Below are 25,129 nucleotides of genomic sequence, written 5' to 3'. Positions count from 1 at the left end.
GGGCTTTTTTCCATTCCGCAATAAGTAACGAAGATTATCTTGGGTTCTCAGTTTCGGGTCGTTTTTCCTTCCTTTGTGTAAGCAAATACCTCGTCGTTATCATATACTCGGGCATAATCATGTGCGTTGAATCTGTTGAAAAATCCCTCTGGCAATGTCTGGATAATATTTATTCCATAGCGTTCAGGATCATTGATAGAGATAGGTTCTTTAACAGTTGATTTTCTCAGCAAAATCGTAGGATCGCCATCAATCTCTCCAGTCTGTATATGCTGAATGTTAAAATATGTTGCGTTCCTGGTATCATATGCTCTGTCCCTGTAAAAAAGACAACTGTCATATGGGGAATCCATCAAAATATTACCAGAGCACTTTACGGTTACTGTTTTAATGGCCTCGATTTCAATACTTTTAAACTGGTTTCTTACGGTTGTGTCCTTTGCCACAAGTGGGTTGTCTTTATTTATGCCTGGGGTTGTAACCATTACAAACGAAAATAGAAGAATAATTGTGAACATCACAGGGATCTTTGCTTTTTTTGAGTCAAGGAGACTTACCAATTTCAACATATATGAGGCGGATACAAGTACCAGGAACACTGCTATCAGTGGGAACCATCGGCTTGTAAGGAAATTCCTCATTCCAAGTAAAGGAATTCCATAGGCAAGACCGTACAGTATTATAACAACTAAAGCAATAGAAAACTTATTGACTTTTTTGATATTTTCGCGAGAAAGCCATGCTAATACCCCTCCTATTGCGAAAAAAGGTAGAGCAAGATAGCTTATATGGAGTAAGAGCGTTTCCAGTGTTTCCTGATTATTTAAGGGACCCATAATAAGTTCAGCACTTGAGTAGCTTGATCCGATTTGAAGGACATCCATTAGAGGACTGAGAACCATTTCAAGAAACGAGGTATTTGAGTTAACATACGTAAACATCCAGTATGTTTGTAAACTAATAACAAAGAAGAGGATATAATTAAAATTGTTTGTTTTCGCGAAAAGACTTTTGTATACATGATTGTGCAGATATTTGCCTGCACAAATTGAGACTAAAGAAAGAAATACCACAAAAGTTGTCAACTGATGGGTCAGAACCATTAGAACAGTAATTAACAGGATAAATCCTGTATACCTCAAGCTCTGTTTCTCGCTAAAGATCGCGTATATAATGAATATAAAATAGCAAAGAACAAGAGAACCAGGAGTTATATTCGTAATGCCTGCGACGATATTATGATTATTTAAGTTTATCAGTAAAGTTGCCAGCAGCCCCATTTGAACGCCTTCAAGTTTCTTTCCTATTAGATAAATGCCTACAGTACTGAAAACACTGGCAAACCCTATGGAATAAAATATTGCGTCTTTGATGTCGGTTTCGCTCATTACCTGAATAATTGAAACAAAAATATGAAAAAGTGGGTAGTAGAAGTACTTACTGCTTGTTTCAATCGGAGCAACAAATCCGGTATCAGTAATTGCCCTTGCCATACTGGCATGGAAATAAGCATCATATCCCATTAGACTTGGAAAATTATAAAAAATTCCAACTCTGATAAGAATTGATAGCAGGAATATCTGCAATAATAAAGAGGTAACTCCGTCTCCTTCTCTAACATAAAGAATCTGGGAGGCGATAATGGCTGCAAGGATACATATCAATATAAAGGAAGATATCGGTCTGTAGTACAGATTTGTGCTATATATGAAAACGCATGCCAGAAAAATGAGATAAAACGAGATTTCCAGTATACTTTTAAATTTGTCTTCTCGGGAAGATATTGCGGTCTCACTCTTAAATTTATTTCTAAATATAAAGTAGATCAAACAGGAGGAAAGAATGGCAATTCCAATATCTTTCTGGTTCAGGTCGATGATGTAGTACAAAGAGATAATTAATAATCCTAAACCGAATCCCATGACGCTGAGAATCACATCAAGATTTGTTGTAACTCTCTCCACGTACCCTTTTGCAGTTTCCATACAACCCCACAACATAATAATTTTTATAACTTATTTTTTCAACACAAAATATTCTTTGTTGTAATTCCAAATGACTTTTTACGGACTTTTTCTCCCCTTTCATGTCCTTTTCCTTTCTCATTTCAGCCTGCTTTAACTTCTATATTATTCTTCCACCATCTGTATACTTCAGTTCCCGATGTTCCAGGCAACCTTTTCAGTGCAGCACTGAAAAATTTTTTGTAAAATTCCAGGAATCCCCTTGCATATATGTATTGCCAGAGAACCGCAAGTACGCCTCTATGAAATTCAACTGTATCAATGAGTTTTTCCATAAGCTTCCATACTTGATTGAAGTAGAGATGCATCTGGTTGAAAAGAGTGGTATCCATTATGCTCAGTGAGATTTCAAGGATATCAATTTTTTTCTTGTGTTAAGGTTATATGGACTGAAAGGATGGTGCATTCCATTCCTGAACCTGAAACAATCATGGTATCCGAAAGTGGAATCATAGCTGAGACCCGCATTTTTGTAAACAGCTACCACAGCTCTTTGTCTTGTTTCACTTTTTTGATCAAAGTATCCCCCTTAACCATACTTCTTGGATCTTTAACTTTATTAAATATTTGGTCCACTCTATTTTTGTTATTTTTATTTAGGAACCTATCTCGATGATTCTGTCATATCAATCTCGTCCCCACGGAAACCCCGAATATATATTTTTCACAGATATCTTATATCTTTCAAATCCTAACTGTTATAATATTTTGTCTTCTATCTCTCCAGTACAGGTTTTTCCATATTCTGTCATCTTTTATAAAAAATGTTTCATTTTAGTTATCTAAAAAAAGATAAATTATTCTATTAATTATTAGATTTGCCATACTAATAACGGAATAATCAGAAATATTTTATCGCCGTGTCGATATGTAAAGGTTCTTCAGTCATCATTATTATGTAATGTTTGCCTCTTGATACATAAAAATTATTGTGATGTATGTTTTGGCATCTAACTAATATTTTTTCTAGTTTTTCTCACTATTGTACTATTTTGCTCATTTTGCCTGCTGATATTTGAGTTGTTCAGTATCTTCCATCCTTAGTATTTCTGGTAGCTGCCTTCTAGAAAGTTGCTCACTAAGTTTCGGCTTATCCGATATTAGGAATTATAGTTTGCAGGGAAGCATCAAACACCTTTATACCGTATGAAATTATCTCTCTCAATACACTTCAAACCCTTGCTAGACTTGTGAAATTGCCTTAACAATACATTAATGCTTATTTCAATAATTATTTCAGTGGCAAGCTTTGTTCTTTTCTATTTGAATCATTCTTCGATTTTATTTTCGTTAGTCTTACATCTTCAAAATCATTTTTTCAAAAAAATAGAAAAATATTCTATTTAAAAAACCAGTTCAGTAAAAATTTGCTCAATTTGTCTATAAATCTACTATTTATATGAATAAATCATATATTTTTATATTTTTATATCTTTTTACTTATATAAATTACGGTTTGTCTACTATTGATTGTATGAGGAGGTCTTAGCCAGTCAATTAATTTCTTTTATTTTTGTTCATAGAGATCATTTGTAAGGATAATTTTTCCTTATTAATATTTTTACGCGAATATCTTTGTTAAATGTTAACCTTATATATATATTACTACAACAATTTTTAGTATGATAGCCTTTAATATTTTTCCACTTATACAGATAAAGGGGGTTATAGCATATGCATATGTATAAGGGGGTGGATTGGGTTTGTTTTCAGCCCTTACTCTTGGTCTTAATTCTCTAATCTCTGATCCTATTAGCATAGTATCTTCGTCATCTCAACTTCCCGATAGGTTGCTCAGGCATGAATTTACCGTCTTAATTCCAGCTCAGAACGAGGAAACTTCAATTGGAAGCAAAGTCTTGATTGCGGCAAGTTACGCGGACCGTGTACTCGTTCTTGATGAAGGCTCTACCGATCGAACTATGGAAGTAGCTGCTTTGGGAGGGGCACGAGTTGTTCCTGTTTCCAGTGGGGAGGAGGCATTACTTGATGTCCTCTACAAGGCATCTCTTGATTCTGAACTTGTGGTTCTTATCTATCCGGAATGCATACAGGATATGGATTTGCTTTCTCATGTCCTTGAGCCTTTAAGACACGGATTTGACCTATCTGTGGGTTCGTGGCCCTGTCGCATTTCTTGTGAGCAGGAAACAGTAATGCTCTTTAATGGAAAAAGTACTTTTAAGGAAAAAATAGGCTTTCTTGCAATAGCTGCGGATTCAATGCAGAAAATCAGTTCAAGTGGGCAGCATTTAACTTTAAAGTCTTTGCTTTCTGCAGCGAAAACCGAAGGACTCAAGGTTAACTATCTGAGTTTTGATGTGGATCCTATATTCAGGAAGCTTGAGAGCACGCGTATTGGAGTTGTTGTGCCTGCTTATAATGAGGAGTTGCTTATAGGTGATACTCTAAGTGGTATCCCTGAATATGTGGACCGAATTTACGTAATCGATGATGGTAGTATAGATCGGACAGGAGAAATTGTAAAAAAGTTCGGAGACCCCAGAATCGTCTATTTGCTCCATGAAGTAAACAAAGGGGTAGGTGCAGGAATAATTGACGGGTATAAACTTGCCCTGAAAGACGAGATGGACATTGTTGCGGTTATGGCCGGAGATAATCAGATGGATCCTATTCAACTTCCCAGGTTGATTTTTCCAATCATTGAAGGAAGAGCTGATTATACAAAAGGCAACAGATTACTCACTGATAATTTTAGGGCCGGAATGAGCAAATGGAGATCTCTTGGAAATCTTCTCCTCAGCTTTATTACAAAAATAGGCAGCGGTTATTGGCAGGTTATGGACCCTCAAAATGGATATACAGCTATTTCCAGGCAGGCCCTGGAGGTCATCGATTTAGACTCAGTCTATCCTTATTATGGCTATTGTAACGATCTGTTGATCAAGCTTAATGCCTTTGGAATGAGAGTGATAGATGTGGTAATGCCCGCCCGGTATGGTAGAGAGAGATCGAAGATTCACTACGGCAAGTTTATTCGCAAAGTAGCTCCTATGATCTTTAGAGGTTTTCTATGGAGACTGAGGGTCAAATATACGGTGCTGGACTTCCATCCACTTGTACTATTTTATTTCCTTGGAATGGTTGCCTTGCCTGTGGGTGTTATTTTAGGATTTTGGGGCTTTTTGCAGGTCTTGTTGCAAAATCCTCTTCCTTCCTACTATCCTCTGCTTGGTTTCCTTGTACTGGGCATGGGGCTTCAGATGCTCCTTTTCGGAATGCTTTTCGATATGCAGGTCGAGAAGAAAATGAATGAAAGAGTAGGACTTGCTCGTTAAAGTCCGGAAGATTATTCTTCCGGATTTTTTGTTTTAATTTCCTTTTTCATACATTCCTTTTTGAATGACAGTGTACCGATTTTTCGGTAAAATCACAAATCTCAAAAAGTTATTGAATAGAAAATCTCTCTCTGGAGGTCAATTTCTTCATAGTATTCAAAAACTTTGCTTCAATTTTACAGTAAATCCGAGACACTGCCCGATTTCCCTATTGTTTTGTCTATTAAGTTAGGCAGGAGATTCCAATAAAGAGATATTTCGGATCTACCAGAACCCTCAGTTGGGGTATGGAAATCCCAAACACTAAAGGTAACCCCCAATGTAATCCTAGATGTACGAAGTGTAGCATTAAAAATTAAATACTTCTTTATTTATATCTAAACGTTGCTTTTTTCTTCATGAATCAAACTATTTCCAGACTAACTTTATCGACATTCAGATATACTCTATAGTGAGTTTGGGTCTCTGACTTTTATTTTGCCAGTTAGAACTGTAGAACGCTATATAGTTTTCATCTTCCTCACGAGCCTTTATAAGGAAACCTGTATTCTCATACTTTCCACTTATATATTCCTGCACAAGTTCTGTTACATCCAGATCGTAGTAGCGGTTATCAGGGTTCTCGTCTCCACTGATAGTTATCGTGGCATATGGGGTGTTTCCCTGGAAGACCCCATTCCTGTCATACCAGTCCCCTCCAGAGTTTTTCCAGGGGTCATTAGATTCCCTCTGCTGCCAGGTAACATGTTCTCTGCACCATTTCATAGGTCTGTATACTTCCAGTATAGTATCCTTTGATCTTATTTGGTTCTCCGGGTAGTACCAGAATAAAGATAGAGTGGCCTCTTCAACCTGGTCAGTATGATTAAGTGAACTCAGCTCAAAGATTATAATACCTCTGTAAATGCCTCCATCGGATTTTTTTCCGACATCGATATATTCACTATCACTAAAAGTGGTATTTGGGGCTTCTTCTCTCAGCCGATTGTCAGAAATAATGAAAGGTAAAGCAACCTTGAGGTTTTCTGCCTTATCAAATTGCATCGAAATATTTAATAATAATTTTTTCAGGAACTTTCTAAACTCTGAAAAAGCTTTTTTAAGGCTCAACTCGAAGCTTTCTTCCTGTTCGGTCTGGACTTTGCTTTCATTTATCTCATAAGGCGTCTGTGGTCCAGTAGACATAGCTTCACTCCAGGGAAAGTCCTTACCCAAAGTCTCGTTGGTGTTCAACTTTGCTGCAAGTTCTGAGTCAGCTTCAATGTCTGAGGTAGAATTTGCACTCATATAGTTCCCACCGGCGTTGCCTGAAAGACAATTGTTTTCCAGGATAAAGGAATGAGTATTTTTTAGCTGGTTGTATACAGCATATCCTTCCCCAGCTGCAGGACTGGACTGTGTATTAATTATTATATTATTTCTCACGATAGTTGTATAGCCTGAACCTGGGGCCGAAAATTCATTACTGACCTGTTTATGGGCAATAGCAGCTCCATAGCATCCATCGAATTTATTGTCCTCTATCAAGGTATTTTGGAAACCATTAAGCACTATGCCCCCTGCCCAGTCCGCACCCTCGTTAGTACCGGTTTTATAAAATTTATTATGGTGTATGAATATGTCTTTTGCAGAATCTTTTGAATACCCGGCCCCGTAGCCTGTAATCCATATACCTGCTGCGTTCGTCTCATATAGCAGATTATCGTAGATTTCAATATCATTCATCACAGTTGACGGGCCAATTTTCTGGATTTCAATTCCTGCCCCGCCCTCTCCTTCTGAGTTAATTATATTGTTATAGAATTTTACATGGTTTGTATTGTAAATTCTCAAACCGCTATTCGTTCTGCACGTTATTTTATTATTCCAGGCCTCTATATTCGAAGAATAGATAGCGTAGAGGACGTCATGCCCTAACTTGTATACTCGGTTATTGTAAAACTTAACACCTGAACATTTTACGACTTTAAACCCATCGCCATGGCTGTCATGCATATACATATCGTGAACCTGTATATTCTCGCAATTAAGGACATTGATCAGGTTGTGATATCCTTTCCCCCTATTCTTTTCATTATTTTTGTCGTGATTTCCGTCAATCTCAAATCCCCTTATAGTAATATCATGATTTCCAGCACTGTCCATTTGCGTAATCATAGGTTTTTCTAGAGGCCAACCTGCTTTATCTTCAAGTTTAATTACAGCTGTCGTATCTCCCTCGAGAATAGTGTTGTTTCCAATTAAAATACTGTCCGAGATGATGTATGTACTGGGGCCTTTCAGATGAACGGTTGTGAATTTTGGGTTTTCTGCAACATATGCAAGAGCTTTGTTTATCTCTACCTGATCGTCACTTCCATTACAGTTAAAGTCTCCACTCCCGTTGGTAGCAACATAAACTGTTGTACAGGATGTCTTTGATAGAGTAAGGGTTATACTTACAATTATACAAACAAAAATTATACTAAGAAACAATAACTTTTTTTTGTCTCCCCATTCATATGTTTGCTCCTTTCCATTCATCTCAAATCCCCAATACATTGAACTATAATTCCTCAATATTAAAAAATTTATCTTTTCAAAACTGTAACTAAAACCTCCTTGAAAATATTTGCATTCTTCCTGTTGTTTAAATTCCATGACTAGAGTTCTAAGAAGTACATCTTAACTTTGAAAATTAAAGTAAACTCATGGGAAGTCTAAATTTTTAAAATTTATTTGATTTTAATTTCTTGAATGAGCTCATCCCAAAATCAATTTTATTTCCAAATTGATAGGATATTCAGAACTATTTCCCACGATAAAAAACTCGATCGATTTTTCAGAATGTGGATTATGAGATGTAATTTTGAGTTTTGAGGTCAACTCTAATTTAAAAATTAGCTTGTTAATTTTCACTTTAATGTTGGAGTAAAACTAACTAACCATTAATAAGTAATCTTTATAAGAAGCACTCTTACTCTAATTTTTATATAAATCCTTGCCATAATTAACTGAATTGTCTACGGTTGTATGTATTAGGCTTCTGAGCTCGTAAATCTCTTTAATCCATAGGGTTTATCGGTTTGCCTATATTTCACGTCAGGGTGTTTGGGAAGTTAAACTTAGCAGATTCTAGGATATATCGAAACTTCTAAATTCTGCAAAAGTAAGTACAGGGGTATAGTTATTATTAAATCAAAAGCAGATTACGATTTCTATGTCAGAGCAGACAAGTTTTCTTTAGGTAAACACTGTAGAAGCCCTAGACTAATTGGTGACGATATATGGAAATTTCAGAGATTACTACGAAAAACTGAGTACTTTAACAACTGCAAGAAATCTCTAATTTCCAAGTTATATCTCAAATACTTATTATTCAGGTTCTACACGATGAGTGTCCATCTAGGGTTCAGTATCCCAATAAATGTCTTTGGTCCAGGATTGTGTATCGCCCATAGAGGAACTATCATTATAAACAAAAATACCAGGGTTGGAGAAAACTGCAGAATACATGCCTGTACTAATATAGGATCTAGCCGGGCTGAAGTTTCAGCCCCACAAATTGGAAATAATGTATATATCGGGCCTGGTGCCAAAATTTTTGGAAATATCGTAATTGCCGACGATATAGCGATTGGGGCAAACTCGGTCGTAAATAAATCGTTTTATGAAAAAGGTATCTCGATTGCAGGTATCCCTGCCGAAAAAATAAGCACTAAAGGATCAGATGGTATTATAGTTGCAGCTACGCAAATTGCAAAAAATAATCCCTGATTCTAATAAGTGAACACTCCGTAAATGAACATCACGTTCAGGTAATATTATATATTGTTTAGTCCTGTTTTTTTAATTAGCTAAATATTCTGCTACTAAAATAAAATCCTGTTTTTTCTAATTAGCTAAATATTCTGCTACTAAAATAAGCTAAGGAAGCTTTAATATAACACATTAAAGCAGAATAAGAAAAACATCTTCAGTAGCAGTCTGAAAGTTTTCCATTCTGGTGAAAATAGCTGGTTCCACCATACAACATACCCGAGCCTATTTCCTGAGATAGAAGCCCATTCAGTATTTCCATACCTGCCTATGTTGGTCCTATTTCCACTATTTCCTGGCTCCTTTGAATAGTCAGAGTCCGGATAAGCGGCATCGATACATGGAGAACTTACAGTATCCTTTACCCACGTTTTTCCATTCAATCTTCCACCTGTTGATTTCAGATGATAATCGTGATTTTTCTCGTTTGCAAAGTGAGGGTCTACACAGATGTTGCTTGTCGAGCTGGCGTTATTGTAGTTTCCTGCGGAGTTATTGTAAAGGCAGTTGTTTTCAAGCACAAAGGAATGCGTTTCAGGCAGAGAATTAATCACTGCGTATCCCGTTCCGTCAGGGCCTTTCTTACGTTGCAGCGTGTTTACAATAATATTATTGCGGATAATTGTGGTATATCCTGTATCTTTGGGTGAAAGATCGGTAGAAGCATCTGTAGGATACATATGGACAATTGCAGCATGATACGTATCATCAAATACATTATTCTCAACAAGGGTATTGTAAAATCCACTTGTTACTATACCACCTACCCAATCTATGTTTGGGTTAGTGCCGGTGCTATAGAAAATATTGTGATGAATATGTACATTCTCTGCCTCTTCCCTGGGGTAAGAATTACCATAGCCTAACAGCCATATCCCGGGTCCATAGGTGTTATGAATAGTATTATTATACACCTCTATGTCATTCATTACGCCTGTTGTTTTCTCAATCTGAATTCCAGAGCCGCCTGCACTCCAGTGGTAAAAGGAATCTATTACATTATCATGGAATTTTACATGGTTTGAGTTCCATACTCTAAAACCGCTGTTAGTCCTGCAGGTTATTGTATTATTCCAGGCTTCAACGTTCAGGCAATCGGTGGCAAAAAGATCATCATGCCCCAGTTTATATACTTGGTTATCGTAAAATTGAATATTAGAGCTTCTCTCTATCTTCAGCCCATCTCCATGCCCGTCATGCATGTACATAGAGTGAACCTGAATATTGCTGGAATTAGAGAAACAAATCTGATTGTAATATCCCTCTCCTCTCTTTTTTTCTTTGTTCTTGTCATGATTCCCGTTGATTTCGAATCCTTTTATAGTGATATTCTGATTTCCAAAACTGTTCATCTGCGTAATTAGGGGTTTATTCCTTGACCAGCCTGCTTTATCTTCAAGTTTGATTACGGCTGTAGAATCTCCTGCCAGAATAGTGTTGTTTCCAAGTAAAATACTGTCCGAGATGATGTATGTATTGGGGCCCTTCAGATAAACGGTTGTGAACTGAGGATTTTCTGCAACATATGTGAAAGCTTTGTTTATTTCTATCTGGTCATTACTTCCGTCGCAATTAAAATTCCCTCTTCCGTCGGCAGAAACATAAACAGTTATACTAGGCGATGTTGTGGAAAGAGCGGTTGTCCCTAATGCGATCAAAAAAACTAAAATTGTAAAGTAGAATACGTTTTTTTTTCTTTTTTTGCCATCGATGTCTCAGACTTTTTCCATTCATTCTTATTCCTATACTTTTTTAGTCTCAACTCTCAAGGCATGAAAAAAGCTATCTTCAGAGAATATTATCAGTTAAATTTTAGCATATAGATTAATATTTCTTTTTGATCTCGTAGACTGTATGGTTAACCAATGTAAAACTTTACCAGCTTCTTTTTCTTAAAGCCTCTAAAGCTTCTGGAAAACATACAAAACAAGATCTATTAATTACGGCAGTATACAAGAAGTTTATTTCAGTTGAATACTCCATTACTTGCAGCGAGGTGCGCTAATGAACTTTGATCCTACAATTTTTAAGCAATGATCACTAGTTAATAAATTTATACAGTAAACTTATTCTTTATATGTAAAGAAATTAGATTCGGGCAATGTATTCTTAGCTGTTTCTTCAATCTTCCTGCAAAATAGTAACACTTATCTCGGTTTCAACTTTTATAGTTCCTTTAGTGTCAGATATCACACTGCAACTTATTCTGTAGGATTCGGGCGTGGCTCGGACATACTATAAAAGATTCCTGCATTTTCGAGTAATTTATTATGAGATATAAATAATATCAAATTAAATTTTATCAGTCTCTCCAGGTTCTCAAAATAAAAATTTGTCTATTGATCCTATATTTATATCCATCTGTCCTTTTGGACTCTTAATTAAATTTTCAGTGTTAAATATAAAAATACTTCTCAAGATTATTTCCAACTTTTTATTTCAATTAAATCATCAAAAATTTTTTTATACTCTTGTTGCCCTTTTATAAGCATCACAATTTTTACAAAGTAGGCTTCTCATTTACTTCTATTCGCATGTAATTTCACTATAAGTCAGAAATTTGTTATGTCATTATAAGCGCATTTGGTCGCGCGGCGGGGTCTTATGAGGGGGAGTTTTTCAGTTACAGTGGATCTTGAAGATTGGTACCATATTCCTTCAGTCTGCAGTTCTCCTTACGCTGTTTACAGGACTGTGAATGAGTTTTTTGAACAATGGGACGGTAGGTACGATTACCTTACTGAACCTACAAAACGGGCATTGGATATTCTCGATGAGTTCAACGTAACTGCTACTTTCTTTGTAGTTGCGGATATTGTAGAACATTATCCTGGACTTGTCGAGTCAATTGCGGAAAAAGGGCATGAAATTGCATGTCATGGCCTGCATCACGCCTGCAAAATCAATCCTGAGACAAAGGAACGATTAATGAGTAACGAGGAATTCGAACAGAAAACATTTCTTGCGAAAAGAATTCTTGAAAAAGTTAGTGGAGAGAGAGTAGCAGGTTACAGGGCACCAAATGCTTTTGTAGGTGGTTGGATGTTGGATTCACTTGAAAACATCGGGTTCAAATATGATTCCTCAGTTTCCGTAAATTCTCTTTATAATAAAACAGATTCGTTCCTTAAGACAGTCTCATCTTTTCCTTACTACCCTTTAAAGAACGGGCTTGAGGTAGGCGGCGATAGAAATTTTATTGAGTTTCCCTGGGCATATTATCAGAATGTACTTAAAATTCCAGCTTCAGGAGGCCCGATACTCCGCTTTCTTGGAGCTCCTCTGGTATTGAATGGGCTTATCCAGAGTTTGAAAAGAGGACATACTATCTTTTATTTCCACCCAATTGATATTTCCTGTACTAAATTTCCTTCAGTAGGGAACAACAGGCCATTTTACTGGTGTATGAAAGGAAAGCTTGTAGAACGCAGAATTCGTCATATTCTGAAAGCTCTTAATGATGTTAAAAAAGTGTGCCTGAGGGATTACCCCGAAATATAGCCTTTAGAAAGGTTTTCTATATCTAACTGAAAATTTGAACGTGGTCTTGATAAGTCTAAATTTTTAAACCATATCCTATTATGTCTTATTTACTCCTCTAGTCCTAGTTGTCGCTTTGAATCCACAATATGCTTTTACAGTGATCGAAGTATTTGCCAAACTGATTTTTTTCTTAACTCCTAGCTTTTCTTCTGTATATCTATCCTGGTAGATGTGCAATCTAAAGGACAATAAGTTAATAATATTGCAGAAGAATACATAGCAACGAGTATAATAATAAGTATAATAAAAAATAAACATATAAAAAAATAAACATATAAAAAAATAAACATATAAAAAAATAAACATATAAAAAAATAAACATATAAAAAAATAAACATATAATAAAGAATTATCAACGCCGCATATTAATTATATAAGATAAATATTTATATCGTAACTCTTATTTGCTCATTTAACTAGATTCTAATTGTACCTAATTTATACGATTTTACAGCATATCTATCCATGTATTCCCTCGTTCCATCTACTTCTCAGGGGAAACCTTAATTATTCTGATCTAAACGAATGCTTTCTTCTGAAAGATTAATTTGGGGCATGTAGTGCTGGATTTGGGGCATGCAGTGCTGGCAGAAATAACAAATAAATCTATAAATGATGTTCACTTCGTAAGGCTAAAACTGCATATAGTATTAGCAGGATTTGTACTCAAGAAGGATATAATTAATATACTGTGAGTTACCTGTGACAGAAACACTAAAGTCTCTGAATAAGTTTATAGTACCCGAAAGCCTTTAATTATTGAAAAATTTTAACCCATCAAAACATTAATTAAGTTAAGGCAGGTATATCAAACTTCACTTAGGGCACAACCATTAATTATTTGTTGGGCCGATTGAATATAGGAAGAATACGAAAGAGGAGAACTAAATAAACAAAATCTTCGGATCGAAAGTTTTTGGGCCTGTGTGCTGCCTGTAAAAGAAAACCTCTTTAAGAGTGAAACCAAGTTTTCAGGAATAGATCATAGTTAGGTGCGGAAACTGGACTCTGCAATTTTCAAAAAGGATGGGGGACACATTGTCTAAAACTACTAATAACATATTAAACCTTATAACCTCAATTTCTCTATTACTACTAGTTTATAGTCTTTTTATTCTCAGGGGAATTCAGCCCGAAGGATATGCAGTCGATATCTATGAACAGCTTCCTTTTCATTTTTACCTTACCCTGCTCCTTTGTTACGTTTCAGCCTGCGTTTTGCTTCTTGCATATCGAAAAATGAGTGCAGTTTTTATACTGTTTCTTGTTCATACTGCAGTACTGATAACTCCTCACATGCTTGGCTATGTTTCAATAGGCAGGGGAGAGGAATTTTCTTACCTCGGGCTTGCAGGACAGGGTTCATTTTGTAACCTTTCGGGCTTTTCCAACCTTTCTCCCACGGGTCCTCTGCTCGTTTCAGCCCTGGCTCAGGTTTCAGGCCTGGAAACATCGGCACTTTCATACTTCCTGCCAGTATTTTTTTCAATAATGTTTATTACTGGAATGTTCCTGTTCTATCGGATCTTTATGAGCAGGGAAAAATTGGTCTTAACAGCTTTTCTCTCCTCGCTTATTCCATATTTTGGCCATTTTCAGACCTCATCAGTTCCTTATTATCTTTGTTTTTGCCTGATACCTCTGTACCTTCTTGTGCTGAGAAAAGTAATTTCGGATAAAAACAGGGCAATGGCTGTTTGCCTTCTTTTCATGATACCATTGATTCCTTTAGCTCATCCCTTTATTTTTGCATATCTTGCCTGTTTCTCCCTGTCCCTTGTCTTCTCGAGCAAAATACCGAAGCTCGGATTTGTCCGTAAAACCCTGAGTCTCAACTCTCTATTCTCTGACGCCTCCCACCCTGCAGGAAAAAAAATATCTATATTTGCCGTTCTGTCACTTATCTTGGTAGGTTTCCTGCTTTGTGCGAAATATATTCTTCAGTTCTTTGATGTATCTATTTCAAATCTTATCCTGCGCACTAAAATGCTAATGACTGCAGGTTTTTCCACATTTCCATCAACTGAAAACGGATTTTTCGAGTTTGTGCATCTCTTGAATCTTTACTACGGCAAATACTATATTCCTTTGATTTTTATTCTGATCAATTCCGTAATCGTATGGCAGAATCGTAAAAGGTTTTGCCAGCATTTTGTTCGCAGGTACCCCCGTTTTCTGGTTCTCTATATAGTAACCTTTTTCCTGGAGCTTGCTTTTCTTTTAAACCCCTTCATTCCTTATCCTCCAGATAAGTTTGCAAATTTGAGCTTCATTATTTTTGCCCAGATTCCTTTGTTGGGGTATTCCCTTTACATTATTTTCCTTCGAAAAGGGTATACTCTTGGCCTTGGCTCTGCAGTGCTGGTTCTTTGTCTGCTCTGGACACTGGGATTCTTCACCTGTTTCAGTTCGCCGTATACAGGTGGAGTTTCTGAAGCAATTTCGGAAAATGAGGCAGATGGGATTCAGTGGTTGTCTGGTGTGAGAGAAGCTTATCCATATGTTATGTCTTGTACAGATAAGTATGAAATCATCACCCAGCCTGAGATACCTGGCAGCAATATGAGTCGGACTGATCTTGATGATGTTTCCCAAAAGCTTCTTTATACCTCTAAAAATAATTCTGAAGGCGGTATCTCTATAGAAAAAGTAGCAGAAAATGAAACTTTCTATATTGCGGAAACAACTTATTCTGAGGCTTTGAGGACCAGGGGGCAGGGATCCAATAAAACATCAGTTTCTACAGGTGGAGGCACCCTCAAATCCCAGGTTGCGGATCCTGTATATAAGATCTATGATTCCCTTAATATCAAAATTTATGAATATGTTTCGTAAACTCCCCTATGTTTCGTCTGGAGATCCGGTCTCTGAGGAAGGTAACTTCCAGTTCTAAGGAAGGTAACTTCCAGTTTTCGAATATTTGTATTTTCTTTTAAATGTTTAACTTTTTCTCTTTTTTACACTGCAAATTGTCTTTTTTCTTTTCGCTAATATATTTGCCAGTAAGAAGGACAATTATAATCAGTCCGACGATTTCTGAGATAAAAACTTCTGTAAATCCGGGGTTGTATGATCTACTAAGAATTATCATAAGATACTCAATAAAACTTGCCGAAATCGTGTCTTTCGGAAACCCCCAGCCCAGAAGCGGCCAGAAAAATACTTCAGGGCTGTTCCATATCTGATCTTCAAAAATATGACAAAAAGATGCTCCTGCAATAATCAGGAGTTCAGGTTTCCCCTGGCTATAGAGATAGTACCCTGCCAGGCCCAGCAGAAGGCCAAAAAGTAGAGTATGAGCAAAAATTCGTCCGCTTCCTATGGTTTCAGCAAGAATTATCCTGCCAAGAGGTTTATCGATAAAGTCTGGAAGGAGCGCTCCGAATGCAATCCACGGAACCTTTACCCAGAAGTTATTTTTTGAAAATAATCGGCTCAGGAGATAAAAGACCCCCAGAGTAATCCCAACATGTCCGAAAATAAACATCAGGTCAAAAATAGTTATTTACTTATAATTCTTTTTCGGCAGGCCTGCCTGATGACCTGCCGGTACAGAACTTCAATCTTAAATTAAAAAAGTATTTCAAGCCTGGCATTCAGCTACGAGTTTTTCTACCAGTTCCTGTCGGATTGCATTTGTTCTGTCTCCTCCGCAGACCATACCACGGACCCCGATAATATCCGGTCCGATTTTCTCAAGCACTGGAAGATCCTCAAATTTCAGGGAGCCTGCAATCGCGTTTTCAAGTCCACATCCATGGGCAAGGTCTGTGAACCTTTTAAGTTCTTCCTCGTCCATAAATTCGAAGGTAGATTTTCCATCCTTAATTCCTGTATCAACCATCACCACATCTGCCCCAGCTTTTGCGGCGATTGAAGGAAGCAGCAATGGAGAAATTGAATTGATGCGCTTGTAGTCCGAATATCCTGAGGCAACAACTTTCTTTGTTGAGTCATAGTCTTTTACAGCCTTTGTTATTTTTGTAATAAGCTCGAAGGCCTGATCTTCAGTCTGGATATCGTAAAGGCCAACTTTAATATAATCTGCCCCTGCAACGGCTGCTCCAAATGCTGCAAGGGAAGCAGTTCCTGGTTTATAGTTAAAATCTCCTATAGTTGCGCTTATGGGCTGTCTACCGTTTACAGCTTCCTTTACGTCCCTTATTACCCACGGGAAATTCGCACCAAGGGAGCCTTCTTTAGGGTTCTTGACATCTACAATGTCTGCGCCGCCTCTGGAAGCAATTATTGCTTCCTCTTTATTAATTGGACTTATAAGCAGTTTCATATAAAGCCTCTAAATAAACATCTAATTGGAATCTTACAGTGAATATTATTCTTTTTATACAATATTCTTTATTTTATACTTTTTTATAGGATGATACAGCTATTGAATAAGTATGTTCCGAGTAGTCTTTGTGATGGATATATTTAACCGTAACGTAGTTCTTGCAAAGGGTGGGGTCAGGGAAAAATACCGTCCGGTTTCAGATTCAAGTACTGTGTGTAGTAGCTCGGACCCTGTGGACATAGTGGAACTCCTGCGTCCGAGGGAAGTCTATATTGCCGACCTTAACGTGCTTCAGGGTAAAGGGCCTCTCGAAACGAATACCAAAGTAATTCGGGAAGTAAGCTCAAAGGTAGACACAATGCTTGATTTTGGGATCTCGGCTTCACAGGACGTGGAAAAAGCCCTTTCTATTGCAGGAACTGCTGTAATAGGCACAGAAACAGGTACGCTTTCGGCAATAAAGGATGCTGCTTATGGAAACTCCGGAAGGATCAGTGTTAGCATTGATATAAAGCATGGTAAAGTTCTGAATAATGATCCTGAGCTCCCGGAGTCTCCTTTTGAAATAGTAAAAATGTTAAATAATTTACCCTTAAAAGACCTTATTTTCCTTGACCTTGATAGGGTTGGAACAGCCTCAGGCTTTGACCCTGAATTCCTTCGAAAACTGGTTGAATGTTCCAGGCATAGCGTGCTTCTTGCCGGAGGGGTCAAGGATATGGAGGATCTTTTTACTCTTGATAAGCTCGGGATAAAAGGAGCTCTGGTCGCAACTGCCGTTCATTCGGGAATGGTTCCTCTATCCGTGATGAGTTCAGGGCTTAAATCGGATGACTTAAAATAAAATCGAATAACAAAATAAAATCGGATGACTTAAAATAAAATCGAATAACAAAATAAAATCGAATAACAAAATAAAATCGAATAACAAAATAAAATCGAATAACAAAATAAAATCGAATAACAAAATAAAATCGAATAACAAAATAAAAATCAGATAATAAAAACTAACTGTTACCTGGAAATCCTTTTATTTCAACCCTATATGTCTTGTATATAATCGAGTATTTTAGTATTGAGAAAAGTTGCAGATTTCATTTAAAATCAGGAAATTATGAGGTTTAAATATGGTAAAGAAGGATACATCTGAAGAGAATATTGAGGAAAACGCTGAGGAGACAAGCGGAGATGGATATGTGGAGATTAAGATGGGAGGAGGCTGGTATATGACGGTCTCTCTGGCGCATAGTGAACGCTTTGAGAAAGAGTATGTCGAACTTGCAAAGGAGCGGGGAGGCGTAAAGAGGTCCAGGTTCAACCTTAACCCCGCCCATGTCAGGATGTTGGGAGAAACTCTGATCAAATTTGCGGATGATAACGGCCTCTAATGGTTATTTTGGTTTTAATTTAGGTTCAATTATTGAATCTGGTCAGTTCCTGCTCAGGAACTCCATTATTTTTTTCACAACTTCTTTTTCTATGTATTTGGGAGAGTGGGAAGCATCGATTACAATAAAACGTTCTGGATCGTTTGCCGCAAGCTTGAGGAAAATCTCCCTGACTCCCCGTAAAAACTCTAATTTCTCGAACTTACTTTGTTCTCCTCGTTTCCCACAGCGTTCAATTGAAATTTCGGGCCTGATATCAAAGAGAAAGGTCAGATCTGGAACAATAGTCCAACCCCGGTGCAGATCCTTTACCCATTCAAGAGGATTCTCCAGGTGAGTTTTCAGGGTCATGCCCTGGTAAGCATATCGGCTGTCGGAATAGCGGTCAGAAATTACTATTTTTCCTTTTTCAAGTGCAGGTTTTATAAGTTTTGCCAGATGTTCGGCATGGTCAGCTGTAAAAAGGAAAAGCTCGGCAAGCTGATCAGTATCTGACTGAATAGCTTTTTCCACGACATTTCCAGTTAGAGTACCTCTTGTTGGTTCCCTGGTAAAAACAGGTTTAAAGGCTTTAATTTCAGGATTCTTCTGAAGTTTTTCTGCAACTGTGCTTTTGCCTGAGCCGTCAATGCCCTCAAGTGTGATCAGTTTCCCTCTCATAAATATCGTCTTTTTTCTTTTAGAGATTTTTAGTGAAACGCGTTATCTGTATTTATAATCTACAGGCTTTCCGGACTCATTATAAGGTCTCAATTCCATATATAATTGGCAATTCAGGGCTAAATTCTAGACAAAATAAGTATCTATTTATGCAATATTAAAAATAGATTAGAATAATATGACTGTAATAGGAGTAATTACGCGGGGTAAGTACGGGCACCGCCTTATTGAGACTATCAGGGAGTACAGTGATTTTTCAATCGTAACTGCGGATCTGCCTGAATTCGTGCCTGTATTTATTGAAGAGCCTGATGAATATTTGGAAGCTCTTAACTTCGATAAACATGTGTTCTCTGCCGAAATTATAATTACCTACTCTTTGCATCCGGATTTGACATCTGCAATTGCAAAGCTTGCGGCAGAAGCTGGTGTGCGTTCTCTTATAGTACCGGGTGGGCCATCCAGAGCTTCAGTTCCCGAACTCAAAAAGATCTCCGAAGTTTCAGGTATGGATATCGAGGTAGATGAAATCTGCTGTAGTCTTGAACCCAATGATTTCAACAGGCCGTTTGCAGAACTCTTTGGGTCTCCTATCTTGAAGGTAAAAACAAAAGATGGAAAAATTGCCGATGTCAAGGTAATAAAAGGCGCTCCATGTGGGAGTACCTGGTATATGGCAGAGGAAATAGTCGGAACGGAAATAAAAGATGCACCTCCCAAAGCCGGGCTGTTGATCCAGCATTACCCCTGTCGGGCGACACGTGGCGAGATTGGTGGGATCCATGAGTCAGGGGAACTGCATAAACAGGCGTTTATAAAAGCTCTTGAAAGTGAGGAGTGATTATATATTCTTTGAAAAAACATATTCTAAATATGACCGGAAAGTTGGATTCAGCTTTTCATTTCTGAGGAGCCTTTACTTTGTGTCCTGGCCGGTCTCAAGTAATTTACAGGGGTGAAAAGATTACTACCCTATCTATCTCAGAAGATTCAGGGCCCGAAGACCTCGAGACACTAGCAGTCGCAGTACACTCGGTCATTGGACTTCCTACAACCATTCGCAGTCTCAAGCGAAAAGGACTTCGCCTGGAAAAAGGTCAAATCCTTGATAGAGACTACACAGGGCCTGTGCTCGAAGAAGTATTGAAAACAAACAAAGTTGTCCACAAAGTCCCTACGGAAGGAGTGTACAGTGGAAAACCTGTAGTTGTTGCTCCCATTCACTCGAAAGACGGAGAAGTTATTGCAGCTCTTGGAGTTGTGGACATACTGGCTACTATAGATCTTCACTCTGTTTTTCAGGAATATACATCGGTACTGGAAGAAGTCGAATATGCTAAAAAATAAAGGTCGTAATATATAACCTGAAGTTTGCATCTGACCTTTCACAGATGTTCTTTTAATTTTCATCCTTTTTCTGGCTATCGTTTTTTCTGAAAATCGTCTTGGTTACTCAAAAGTGTATTTTTGAAGTACCCCATATTTTCGACCTTTTGCCTTCATTGAAAACTTCCAGCGATCATTTACCTAAGTTTTAGTTGAGATAATAACCGCAAATTTTCAAGTTAACTGCAAATTTCGAGTAATTCTCCAAAAACGATATCAAAAAACATGTTCTCTTTTTGAAGGCATATGTGAAAAATGAATTTCATAATAAATTGAAAAATCACTGACATTTGAATAGTAAACTGAAAAATTATTGACATTTGAATAGTAAATTGAAAAATTACCTGCCAATTGCATGTTAATTGAAAAAAGTGGTTATTGGAGGACCAGCTCCCGCTTACTTTCCCAGGAGAATTATTCGCTCCTCCATTTAAGCTTCCTGTTCAAACCTTAAATTTTTCCGGTTTTACTCTGGCTTCTGGTATAATTTTACTTTCTTCAGCAGGGTACCGTTCTTTGCATGGGGTTGTCTGAATACGGTATCATTGGATTTTTCAATCTCTCTTGCCTGTATTGCAAGCTGTGAAGCGGCTCCCATTATTTCGTGTCCAGCTGCTGCTGTCAGGCACACCTGGTCGATTTCCTTTAACATGAAACATGCAGGGAAGTTAACCTGTGCTACTTTTTCAGCCATGTGAAGGGCGGCAAGAGCTTTTGCTTTTGCATAGGGATTTGCAAAGCCTGCGTACTCAACACATTTTTCGGGTTTTGCAAAAATGTGTGGAAGTTCAAGCTCCTTTCCTGATTTTCCGGAAGCAACCTGGTCAGTTACCTTGTCCAGTTCTTCCTGGACGAGTCTAACAACACCACAAACGGATAATACTTTCATTGCATCGGAATTGAAGGATGCCATCTCTACAGGGTCAAGAAACTCTCTCTTGGCTCCGATAAGAGGGTCTACTGGGAGGATCATATATCCGAAACCGGCCTTCTCAAGAGCCTCTCTGGCTTCTTTCTTTGTTGGACCATCTGAGACCACAATGCAAGGGACGTCCTTCCATACTTCACGAGCTGCTTTGGGACCCGGAGCTGCTGCGTTTGGGCTGATAATTATCACAAAATCTGCATCCCACTGCTTGAAACTTTCAGAAGCTGCAGCTTCTGCAGGGCTCATTTTGGCACCTGTACCAAATACACGTACCGTAATTCCCTCTCTTGCTGCAATTTCATCCTGGACCAGATTGATAACCTGGCTCATTCCCAGGTTGCCCATTTTTATAAAACCTATGTTGACCATTTTTCTCAAAATCCTGTGTTAACCAATTTTTTAAATAATGGAATTCCTAATGGGTTTATAATCCTTTTGGCAGGTTATATCCTTATCAACCTTCTTTTATAAAAATGTATGTGATATATAACTATTATTCAATATCTTTCTTTGCTCCTCCGAAAAGCTTAAAAAGGATGTGATTTATTTCACTCAAAAACGTTGACATCATTGCTGTTGTTTTGTGGTCTTGTTCACAGAACCCGTATTATAATTTGAAAACTTTATCCGTTGGTGGGCTTTTAATGTCAGGGCAAATTTATTATACTAAATTGCGGGGGTACCCCTGAAGAAGGTACACCAGGCAGCATGCCCTTTTTCGGGAAATTATCCCGCTATATCTAATAGTTATTCAGGTCCAGGTTTTGATTGAGTGAACTGTCCTATGCATAATTTTACTGGAAACAAAATGATTGTTTTTGATATGGATAGCACCCTTATAGACGCTGAGACTATCGATGAGCTCGCCAGGGCTGCAGGTGTTGTAAGCAAAGTAGAGGAGATTACGAAGAAAGCGATGTATGGAGACTTTGATTTTGAGCAAGCACTTATTGAAAGGGTCAGGCTTCTTAAGGGACTTCCTCTTGAAACTGCCCTTGATGCGGTAAACCAGATCAATCTGATGCCGGGAGCAGCAGAACTTATCCTTTATGTCAAAAGTAGGGGCTATAAAACTGCAATGATTTCCGGTGGATTTACCATTTCTGCCGATACGATAGGCAAAGCGCTTGGCATTGATTTCATTGTTTCCAACAAACTGCTTGTGGAAGACGGCTTTCTTACCGGCAAAGTTGTCGGCCCGATCACTCAGAGTGACTCCAAAGCAAAGGTTTTTGAAGAACTCACCCGACTAAATGGGGTTCGGCCGGAGCAATGTGTAGTTGTCGGGGACGGCGCAAACGATGCCTGTGTCTTTGAGAAAGCAGGTTTTGCTATAGCTTTCAATCCCAAGCCCATCCTGAGGGAATATGCGGATGTGGTCATAACAAAAAAAGACCTTAAAGCCGTTATCCCTGTTCTTGAATCTCTTTCTTATCAATGTTGTAATCAGGCACAGCATGTTGACATCGAACAATAGAGCTACTAAAATGCCAGCTTTTTTGCTGGATCGGGAGGCACAATAAGAGATGCTAAAGGAACTGCAGAAAAAAAGATCAGATTTGAAAGACATTTCTGAAGAAGCCAAGGAAAAAAGGAATACTTTAAACGCAGAGGCCAGTGCACTCGCTGCAAAGCGTAATGAACTTAACAAGAAGACAAAAGACCTTATTAACGAAGCTCAGGAACTAAAAGTTCTCAGGGACGAAATTAATGAGAAGGTCAGCGAATACAAGAGCAAGCGCGATGAAACCAATGCTAAGGCAAATGAGCTCTTTGCAAAGGCTGATTCCATCAGGAAGCAGAGCAACCTGGGTGGTCCTTCAATCAAATCTCTAAGAAAAGACATTGATCGCCTTGAATTTGCTCAGCAGACTGAAGTCCTGAGTACAAGCAAGGAAAGGGAACTCGTTGGAAAGATCACTCAGCTTCAAAAGCAATATCACGTCAAAAAAGTCCAGCTTGAGAGCAACTCCGAACTGAAGAATCTTCTGGACGAAGCTCAGAAAATCCGAGATGAAGCCTCAGAATTCCATACCCAGCTGGCTGAATATGCCAGGCAGGCTCAGGAATATCATGAGAAGATGATTGCAGCTTTCAAAGAGGCTGACAAAACCAGAGCAGAGTCTGACGTTGCTCACAGGGAATTTGTAAAAGCTCAGGAAGCAGCTGACGAACAGCATAAGGCTTTCATCAATGCCCAGAAGGAAATCCGGGATCTCGATAAAGAAATCTTTAAGCTCAGGAAGAAAGACAAAGAAGGAAGATCTCGCGTTGTTAAGTCCGAACTCCAGAAGGATGCCAAGTCCATCTTCGAAAAGTTCAAGGGCGGAGGAAAACTCACCACCGAAGACCTGATGACTCTTCAGAGATCGGGTTTAGTCTGATTCGTCTCATAAACAAAAATTTAGCTTAAAGTCTTCAATTTACGTTGCAGGTATGTTTCAACCTGCATCCTAATTTTTCGAGTTCATTCCGGCTTATTCTGTGCTATTACTGATTCTGTTTTTATCTGGCTGGTTCTATACTCCAGTGCTATATAGTCCAGCAACTCAAGTTATTTTAACTAACACTTTTTACTTCAAAAAAGAAGGATTATGAGAGCAAAATTATAACTTTCTTCGAACTTTGCTCTGAGACTTTCAATAATCGTCCCCAATTTACTCTGACAGACTCAGATACTTCTCCCTGAACTCGGGGTTTCTCATAAGGCAGCACTTTGCATTATATGCAGGGTCTTCCCTTATCTTTTTCCAGATATCCTTTATTCTGTCTCTATGAACATTTCCATAGGAAATGGGGATACAGGCGCAGGGAAGAATATTTCCTTCCGGGGTTATATGGAGCCACTTTCGGCCTGCCATGCAGCCTGTGGTGTTCATGACCAGTGGGATAGGAAATATTCTGGGGCCTTCTTTCTCCCTGGCTCCTGATACGAAATTCTCAAATTTTTTCAGGTCTTTTGGGGTCATGATTTCAGAGGCGTGATCTATCCACCTGCCCGTGGGAACGATTTCGTAGAAGGAGAGTTCATGGACTCCAAGCTCGGACGAAAGAGCATATAGTTCTTCAAGCTCGTTCACATTATCCCTGGAAAGCACCACATATATATTTACAAGCAGGCCAGCCTTAATCCCATTTTTGACGGCTTCAACCGCACTTTTGAAAACTCCTTTCCTGCCTCTTACGTGATCGTGCTTATCTTCATACGCGCTGTCAAAACTTACAGTAAGGGAATAAAGTCCCGCTTCTTTCAGACTGCTGGCTCGCTCTTCAGTCATCCCCACACCTGAGGTAAACATACCTGTGATTGCTTTTTCAGGGTTTACGTACCTTATCAGGTTTTCCAGACCAGGATAAGTCAGGGGCTCGCCTCCATCAAAGATCACGAAAGTTGTGCCCATTTCGAGTACCTGGTCAATTGTAGATTTTACGATTTCAGGAGCAAGTTTTTTACGGTTTTTCGTGTCAGGCAGAGCGCAGTGAATACAGTTATTAGGGCATTCTTCAGTAACAGAAATAGTTACCTGGTCCGGAACCATTTTTCCCAGCATGGAATAAATCTGGCTTTTTACCAGGCGGTCAAAACCCTGGCTTGGCACCGGGGGCATCCAGGTTGAACAGATGAGCCTGTCGGCCTCGACTTTTGCAGGCTTCTCGCCTTCAAAAATTGAGAGGTTTTTCTCAAGAGTTTTTCTCATAAGGATGGAAGCAACCCCGCTGGTTTTCATCCTCATGTGCCCGTCTTCGATCTCAGTATAAACTCTGAATAGAGGGCTTTTATAGAAATCGTATTGCATATTGTTCCTGCACCT

19 protein-coding genes are annotated in these 25,129 nt (G+C 38.3%); 10 read left to right on the top strand and 9 right to left on the bottom strand.

The features are described 5' to 3' along the window. Positions 1-47 precede the first annotated feature (47 nt). Both MSBRM_RS17790 and MSBRM_RS20925 read right to left on the bottom strand, forming a co-directional pair. On the bottom strand, positions 48-1,985 hold the full coding sequence (locus MSBRM_RS17790) for a hypothetical protein (protein ID WP_048122383.1): 1,938 nt from the start codon (positions 1,983-1,985) through the stop codon (positions 48-50). Positions 1,986-2,107: 122 nt separating this feature from the next. Then, positions 2,108-2,299 (bottom strand): hypothetical protein, encoded by a 192-nt coding sequence (locus tag MSBRM_RS20925; RefSeq protein WP_176722145.1) that lies wholly within the window; start codon positions 2,297-2,299, stop codon positions 2,108-2,110. Positions 2,300-3,721: 1,422 nt separating this feature from the next. Between MSBRM_RS20925 and MSBRM_RS17780 the strand changes: the two genes are divergently transcribed. Continuing rightward, complete coding sequence (locus tag MSBRM_RS17780) at positions 3,722-5,323, top strand: glycosyltransferase family 2 protein (protein ID WP_230668971.1); 1,602 nt, start codon at positions 3,722-3,724, stop codon at positions 5,321-5,323. Between the two features lie 435 nt (positions 5,324-5,758). Here the strand turns inward: MSBRM_RS17780 and MSBRM_RS17775 are convergent, their stop codons facing one another. Then, the gene (locus tag MSBRM_RS17775; RefSeq protein WP_048122381.1) at positions 5,759-7,846 is read right to left on the bottom strand and encodes a disaggregatase related repeat-containing protein; all 2,088 of its coding nucleotides are present in this window, start codon (positions 7,844-7,846) and stop codon (positions 5,759-5,761) included. 849 nt (positions 7,847-8,695) lie between these two features. Here MSBRM_RS17775 and MSBRM_RS17770 point away from each other — a divergent pair. Beyond that, on the top strand, positions 8,696-9,079 hold the full coding sequence (locus MSBRM_RS17770; protein WP_080941604.1) for a serine O-acetyltransferase: 384 nt from the start codon (positions 8,696-8,698) through the stop codon (positions 9,077-9,079). Between the two features lie 161 nt (positions 9,080-9,240). Here MSBRM_RS17770 and MSBRM_RS17765 read toward each other — a convergent pair whose 3' ends face one another. Further along, positions 9,241-10,779 (bottom strand): right-handed parallel beta-helix repeat-containing protein, encoded by a 1,539-nt coding sequence (locus MSBRM_RS17765; RefSeq protein WP_230629032.1) that lies wholly within the window; start codon positions 10,777-10,779, stop codon positions 9,241-9,243. Between the two features lie 946 nt (positions 10,780-11,725). On the opposite strand from MSBRM_RS17765, the gene MSBRM_RS17760 reads away from it, so the two are divergent. Together MSBRM_RS17760 and MSBRM_RS17755 are read left to right on the top strand one after the other, a co-directional pair. After that, entirely contained in the window at positions 11,726-12,622 is an 897-nt protein-coding gene (locus MSBRM_RS17760; protein WP_048122377.1) for a polysaccharide deacetylase family protein, read from the top strand. Between the two features lie 1,080 nt (positions 12,623-13,702). After that, entirely contained in the window at positions 13,703-15,499 is a 1,797-nt protein-coding gene (locus tag MSBRM_RS17755; RefSeq protein WP_048122375.1) for a hypothetical protein, read from the top strand. Between the two features lie 97 nt (positions 15,500-15,596). Here the strand turns inward: MSBRM_RS17755 and MSBRM_RS17750 are convergent, their stop codons facing one another. Both MSBRM_RS17750 and MSBRM_RS17745 read right to left on the bottom strand, forming a co-directional pair. Further along, on the bottom strand, positions 15,597-16,151 hold the full coding sequence (locus MSBRM_RS17750) for a metal-dependent hydrolase (RefSeq protein ID WP_048122373.1): 555 nt from the start codon (positions 16,149-16,151) through the stop codon (positions 15,597-15,599). A 96-nt stretch (positions 16,152-16,247) separates the two neighbouring features. After that, a complete protein-coding gene (locus MSBRM_RS17745; RefSeq protein WP_048122372.1) occupies positions 16,248-16,952 on the bottom strand; it encodes a (5-formylfuran-3-yl)methyl phosphate synthase in 705 nt (234 codons plus the stop codon). Positions 16,953-17,064: 112 nt separating this feature from the next. Between MSBRM_RS17745 and MSBRM_RS17740 the strand changes: the two genes are divergently transcribed. Then, the gene (locus tag MSBRM_RS17740; protein ID WP_048122371.1) at positions 17,065-17,799 is read left to right on the top strand and encodes a HisA/HisF-related TIM barrel protein; all 735 of its coding nucleotides are present in this window, start codon (positions 17,065-17,067) and stop codon (positions 17,797-17,799) included. A gap of 283 nt (positions 17,800-18,082) precedes the next feature. Further along, a complete protein-coding gene (locus tag MSBRM_RS17735; protein ID WP_048122370.1) occupies positions 18,083-18,343 on the top strand; it encodes a hypothetical protein in 261 nt (86 codons plus the stop codon). Between the two features lie 42 nt (positions 18,344-18,385). Here the strand turns inward: MSBRM_RS17735 and tmk are convergent, their stop codons facing one another. Next, positions 18,386-19,003: a dTMP kinase gene (gene tmk, locus MSBRM_RS17730; protein WP_048122368.1), complete on the bottom strand. Its 618-nt coding sequence runs from the start codon at positions 19,001-19,003 to the stop codon at positions 18,386-18,388. 178 nt (positions 19,004-19,181) lie between these two features. Here tmk and MSBRM_RS17725 point away from each other — a divergent pair, with 178 nt between their 5' ends. Beyond that, entirely contained in the window at positions 19,182-19,844 is a 663-nt protein-coding gene (locus tag MSBRM_RS17725) for a DUF166 domain-containing protein (RefSeq protein ID WP_048122366.1), read from the top strand. Positions 19,845-19,924: 80 nt separating this feature from the next. Further along, a complete protein-coding gene (locus MSBRM_RS17720) occupies positions 19,925-20,350 on the top strand; it encodes a DUF2111 domain-containing protein (RefSeq protein WP_080941603.1) in 426 nt (141 codons plus the stop codon). 505 nt (positions 20,351-20,855) lie between these two features. Here MSBRM_RS17720 and MSBRM_RS17715 read toward each other — a convergent pair. Next, positions 20,856-21,686, bottom strand: a complete 831-nt coding sequence (locus tag MSBRM_RS17715; RefSeq protein WP_048122364.1) for a F420-dependent methylenetetrahydromethanopterin dehydrogenase — start codon at positions 21,684-21,686, stop codon at positions 20,856-20,858. 415 nt (positions 21,687-22,101) lie between these two features. On the opposite strand from MSBRM_RS17715, the gene serB reads away from it, so the two are divergent. Next, the gene (gene serB, locus MSBRM_RS17710; RefSeq protein ID WP_176722177.1) at positions 22,102-22,794 is read left to right on the top strand and encodes a phosphoserine phosphatase SerB; all 693 of its coding nucleotides are present in this window, start codon (positions 22,102-22,104) and stop codon (positions 22,792-22,794) included. Between the two features lie 49 nt (positions 22,795-22,843). Beyond that, positions 22,844-23,701, top strand: coding sequence for a coiled-coil protein (locus tag MSBRM_RS17705; protein WP_048122357.1), 858 nt, complete (start codon positions 22,844-22,846; stop codon positions 23,699-23,701). Between the two features lie 273 nt (positions 23,702-23,974). Here the strand turns inward: MSBRM_RS17705 and MSBRM_RS17700 are convergent, their stop codons facing one another. Continuing rightward, the gene (locus MSBRM_RS17700) at positions 23,975-25,114 is read right to left on the bottom strand and encodes a radical SAM protein (protein ID WP_048122355.1); all 1,140 of its coding nucleotides are present in this window, start codon (positions 25,112-25,114) and stop codon (positions 23,975-23,977) included. Between the last annotated feature and the right edge of the window lie 15 nt (positions 25,115-25,129).

The organism is Methanosarcina barkeri MS (assembly GCF_000970025.1).
Lineage (GTDB): Archaea > Halobacteriota > Methanosarcinia > Methanosarcinales > Methanosarcinaceae > Methanosarcina > Methanosarcina barkeri.
The sequence above is the reverse complement of the archived record's forward strand: the minus strand, read 5'-3'. Positions and strand labels throughout refer to the sequence as shown.

Bases quoted from the DNA above. Each gene is read 5' to 3' on its own strand.
- MSBRM_RS17790 (WP_048122383.1), bottom strand. From the start codon at position 1,985: ATGGAAACTGCAAAAGGGTACGTGGAGAGAGTTACAACAAATCTTGAT.
- MSBRM_RS20925 (WP_176722145.1), bottom strand. From the start codon at position 2,299: ATGGAAAAACTCATTGATACAGTTGAATTTCATAGAGGCGTACTTGCG.
- MSBRM_RS17775 (WP_048122381.1), bottom strand. From the start codon at position 7,846: ATGAATGGAAAGGAGCAAACATATGAATGGGGAGACAAAAAAAAGTTA.
- MSBRM_RS17770 (WP_080941604.1), top strand. From the start codon at position 8,696: ATGAGTGTCCATCTAGGGTTCAGTATCCCAATAAATGTCTTTGGTCCA.
- MSBRM_RS17760 (WP_048122377.1), top strand. From the start codon at position 11,726: ATGAGGGGGAGTTTTTCAGTTACAGTGGATCTTGAAGATTGGTACCAT.
- MSBRM_RS17750 (WP_048122373.1), bottom strand. From the start codon at position 16,151: ATGTTTATTTTCGGACATGTTGGGATTACTCTGGGGGTCTTTTATCTC.
- MSBRM_RS17745 (WP_048122372.1), bottom strand. From the start codon at position 16,952: ATGAAACTGCTTATAAGTCCAATTAATAAAGAGGAAGCAATAATTGCT.
- MSBRM_RS17740 (WP_048122371.1), top strand. From the start codon at position 17,065: ATGTTCCGAGTAGTCTTTGTGATGGATATATTTAACCGTAACGTAGTT.
- MSBRM_RS17735 (WP_048122370.1), top strand. From the start codon at position 18,083: ATGGTAAAGAAGGATACATCTGAAGAGAATATTGAGGAAAACGCTGAG.
- tmk (WP_048122368.1), bottom strand. From the start codon at position 19,003: ATGAGAGGGAAACTGATCACACTTGAGGGCATTGACGGCTCAGGCAAA.
- MSBRM_RS17725 (WP_048122366.1), top strand. From the start codon at position 19,182: ATGACTGTAATAGGAGTAATTACGCGGGGTAAGTACGGGCACCGCCTT.
- MSBRM_RS17715 (WP_048122364.1), bottom strand. From the start codon at position 21,686: ATGGTCAACATAGGTTTTATAAAAATGGGCAACCTGGGAATGAGCCAG.
- serB (WP_176722177.1), top strand. From the start codon at position 22,102: ATGCATAATTTTACTGGAAACAAAATGATTGTTTTTGATATGGATAGC.
- MSBRM_RS17705 (WP_048122357.1), top strand. From the start codon at position 22,844: ATGCTAAAGGAACTGCAGAAAAAAAGATCAGATTTGAAAGACATTTCT.
- MSBRM_RS17700 (WP_048122355.1), bottom strand. From the start codon at position 25,114: ATGCAATACGATTTCTATAAAAGCCCTCTATTCAGAGTTTATACTGAG.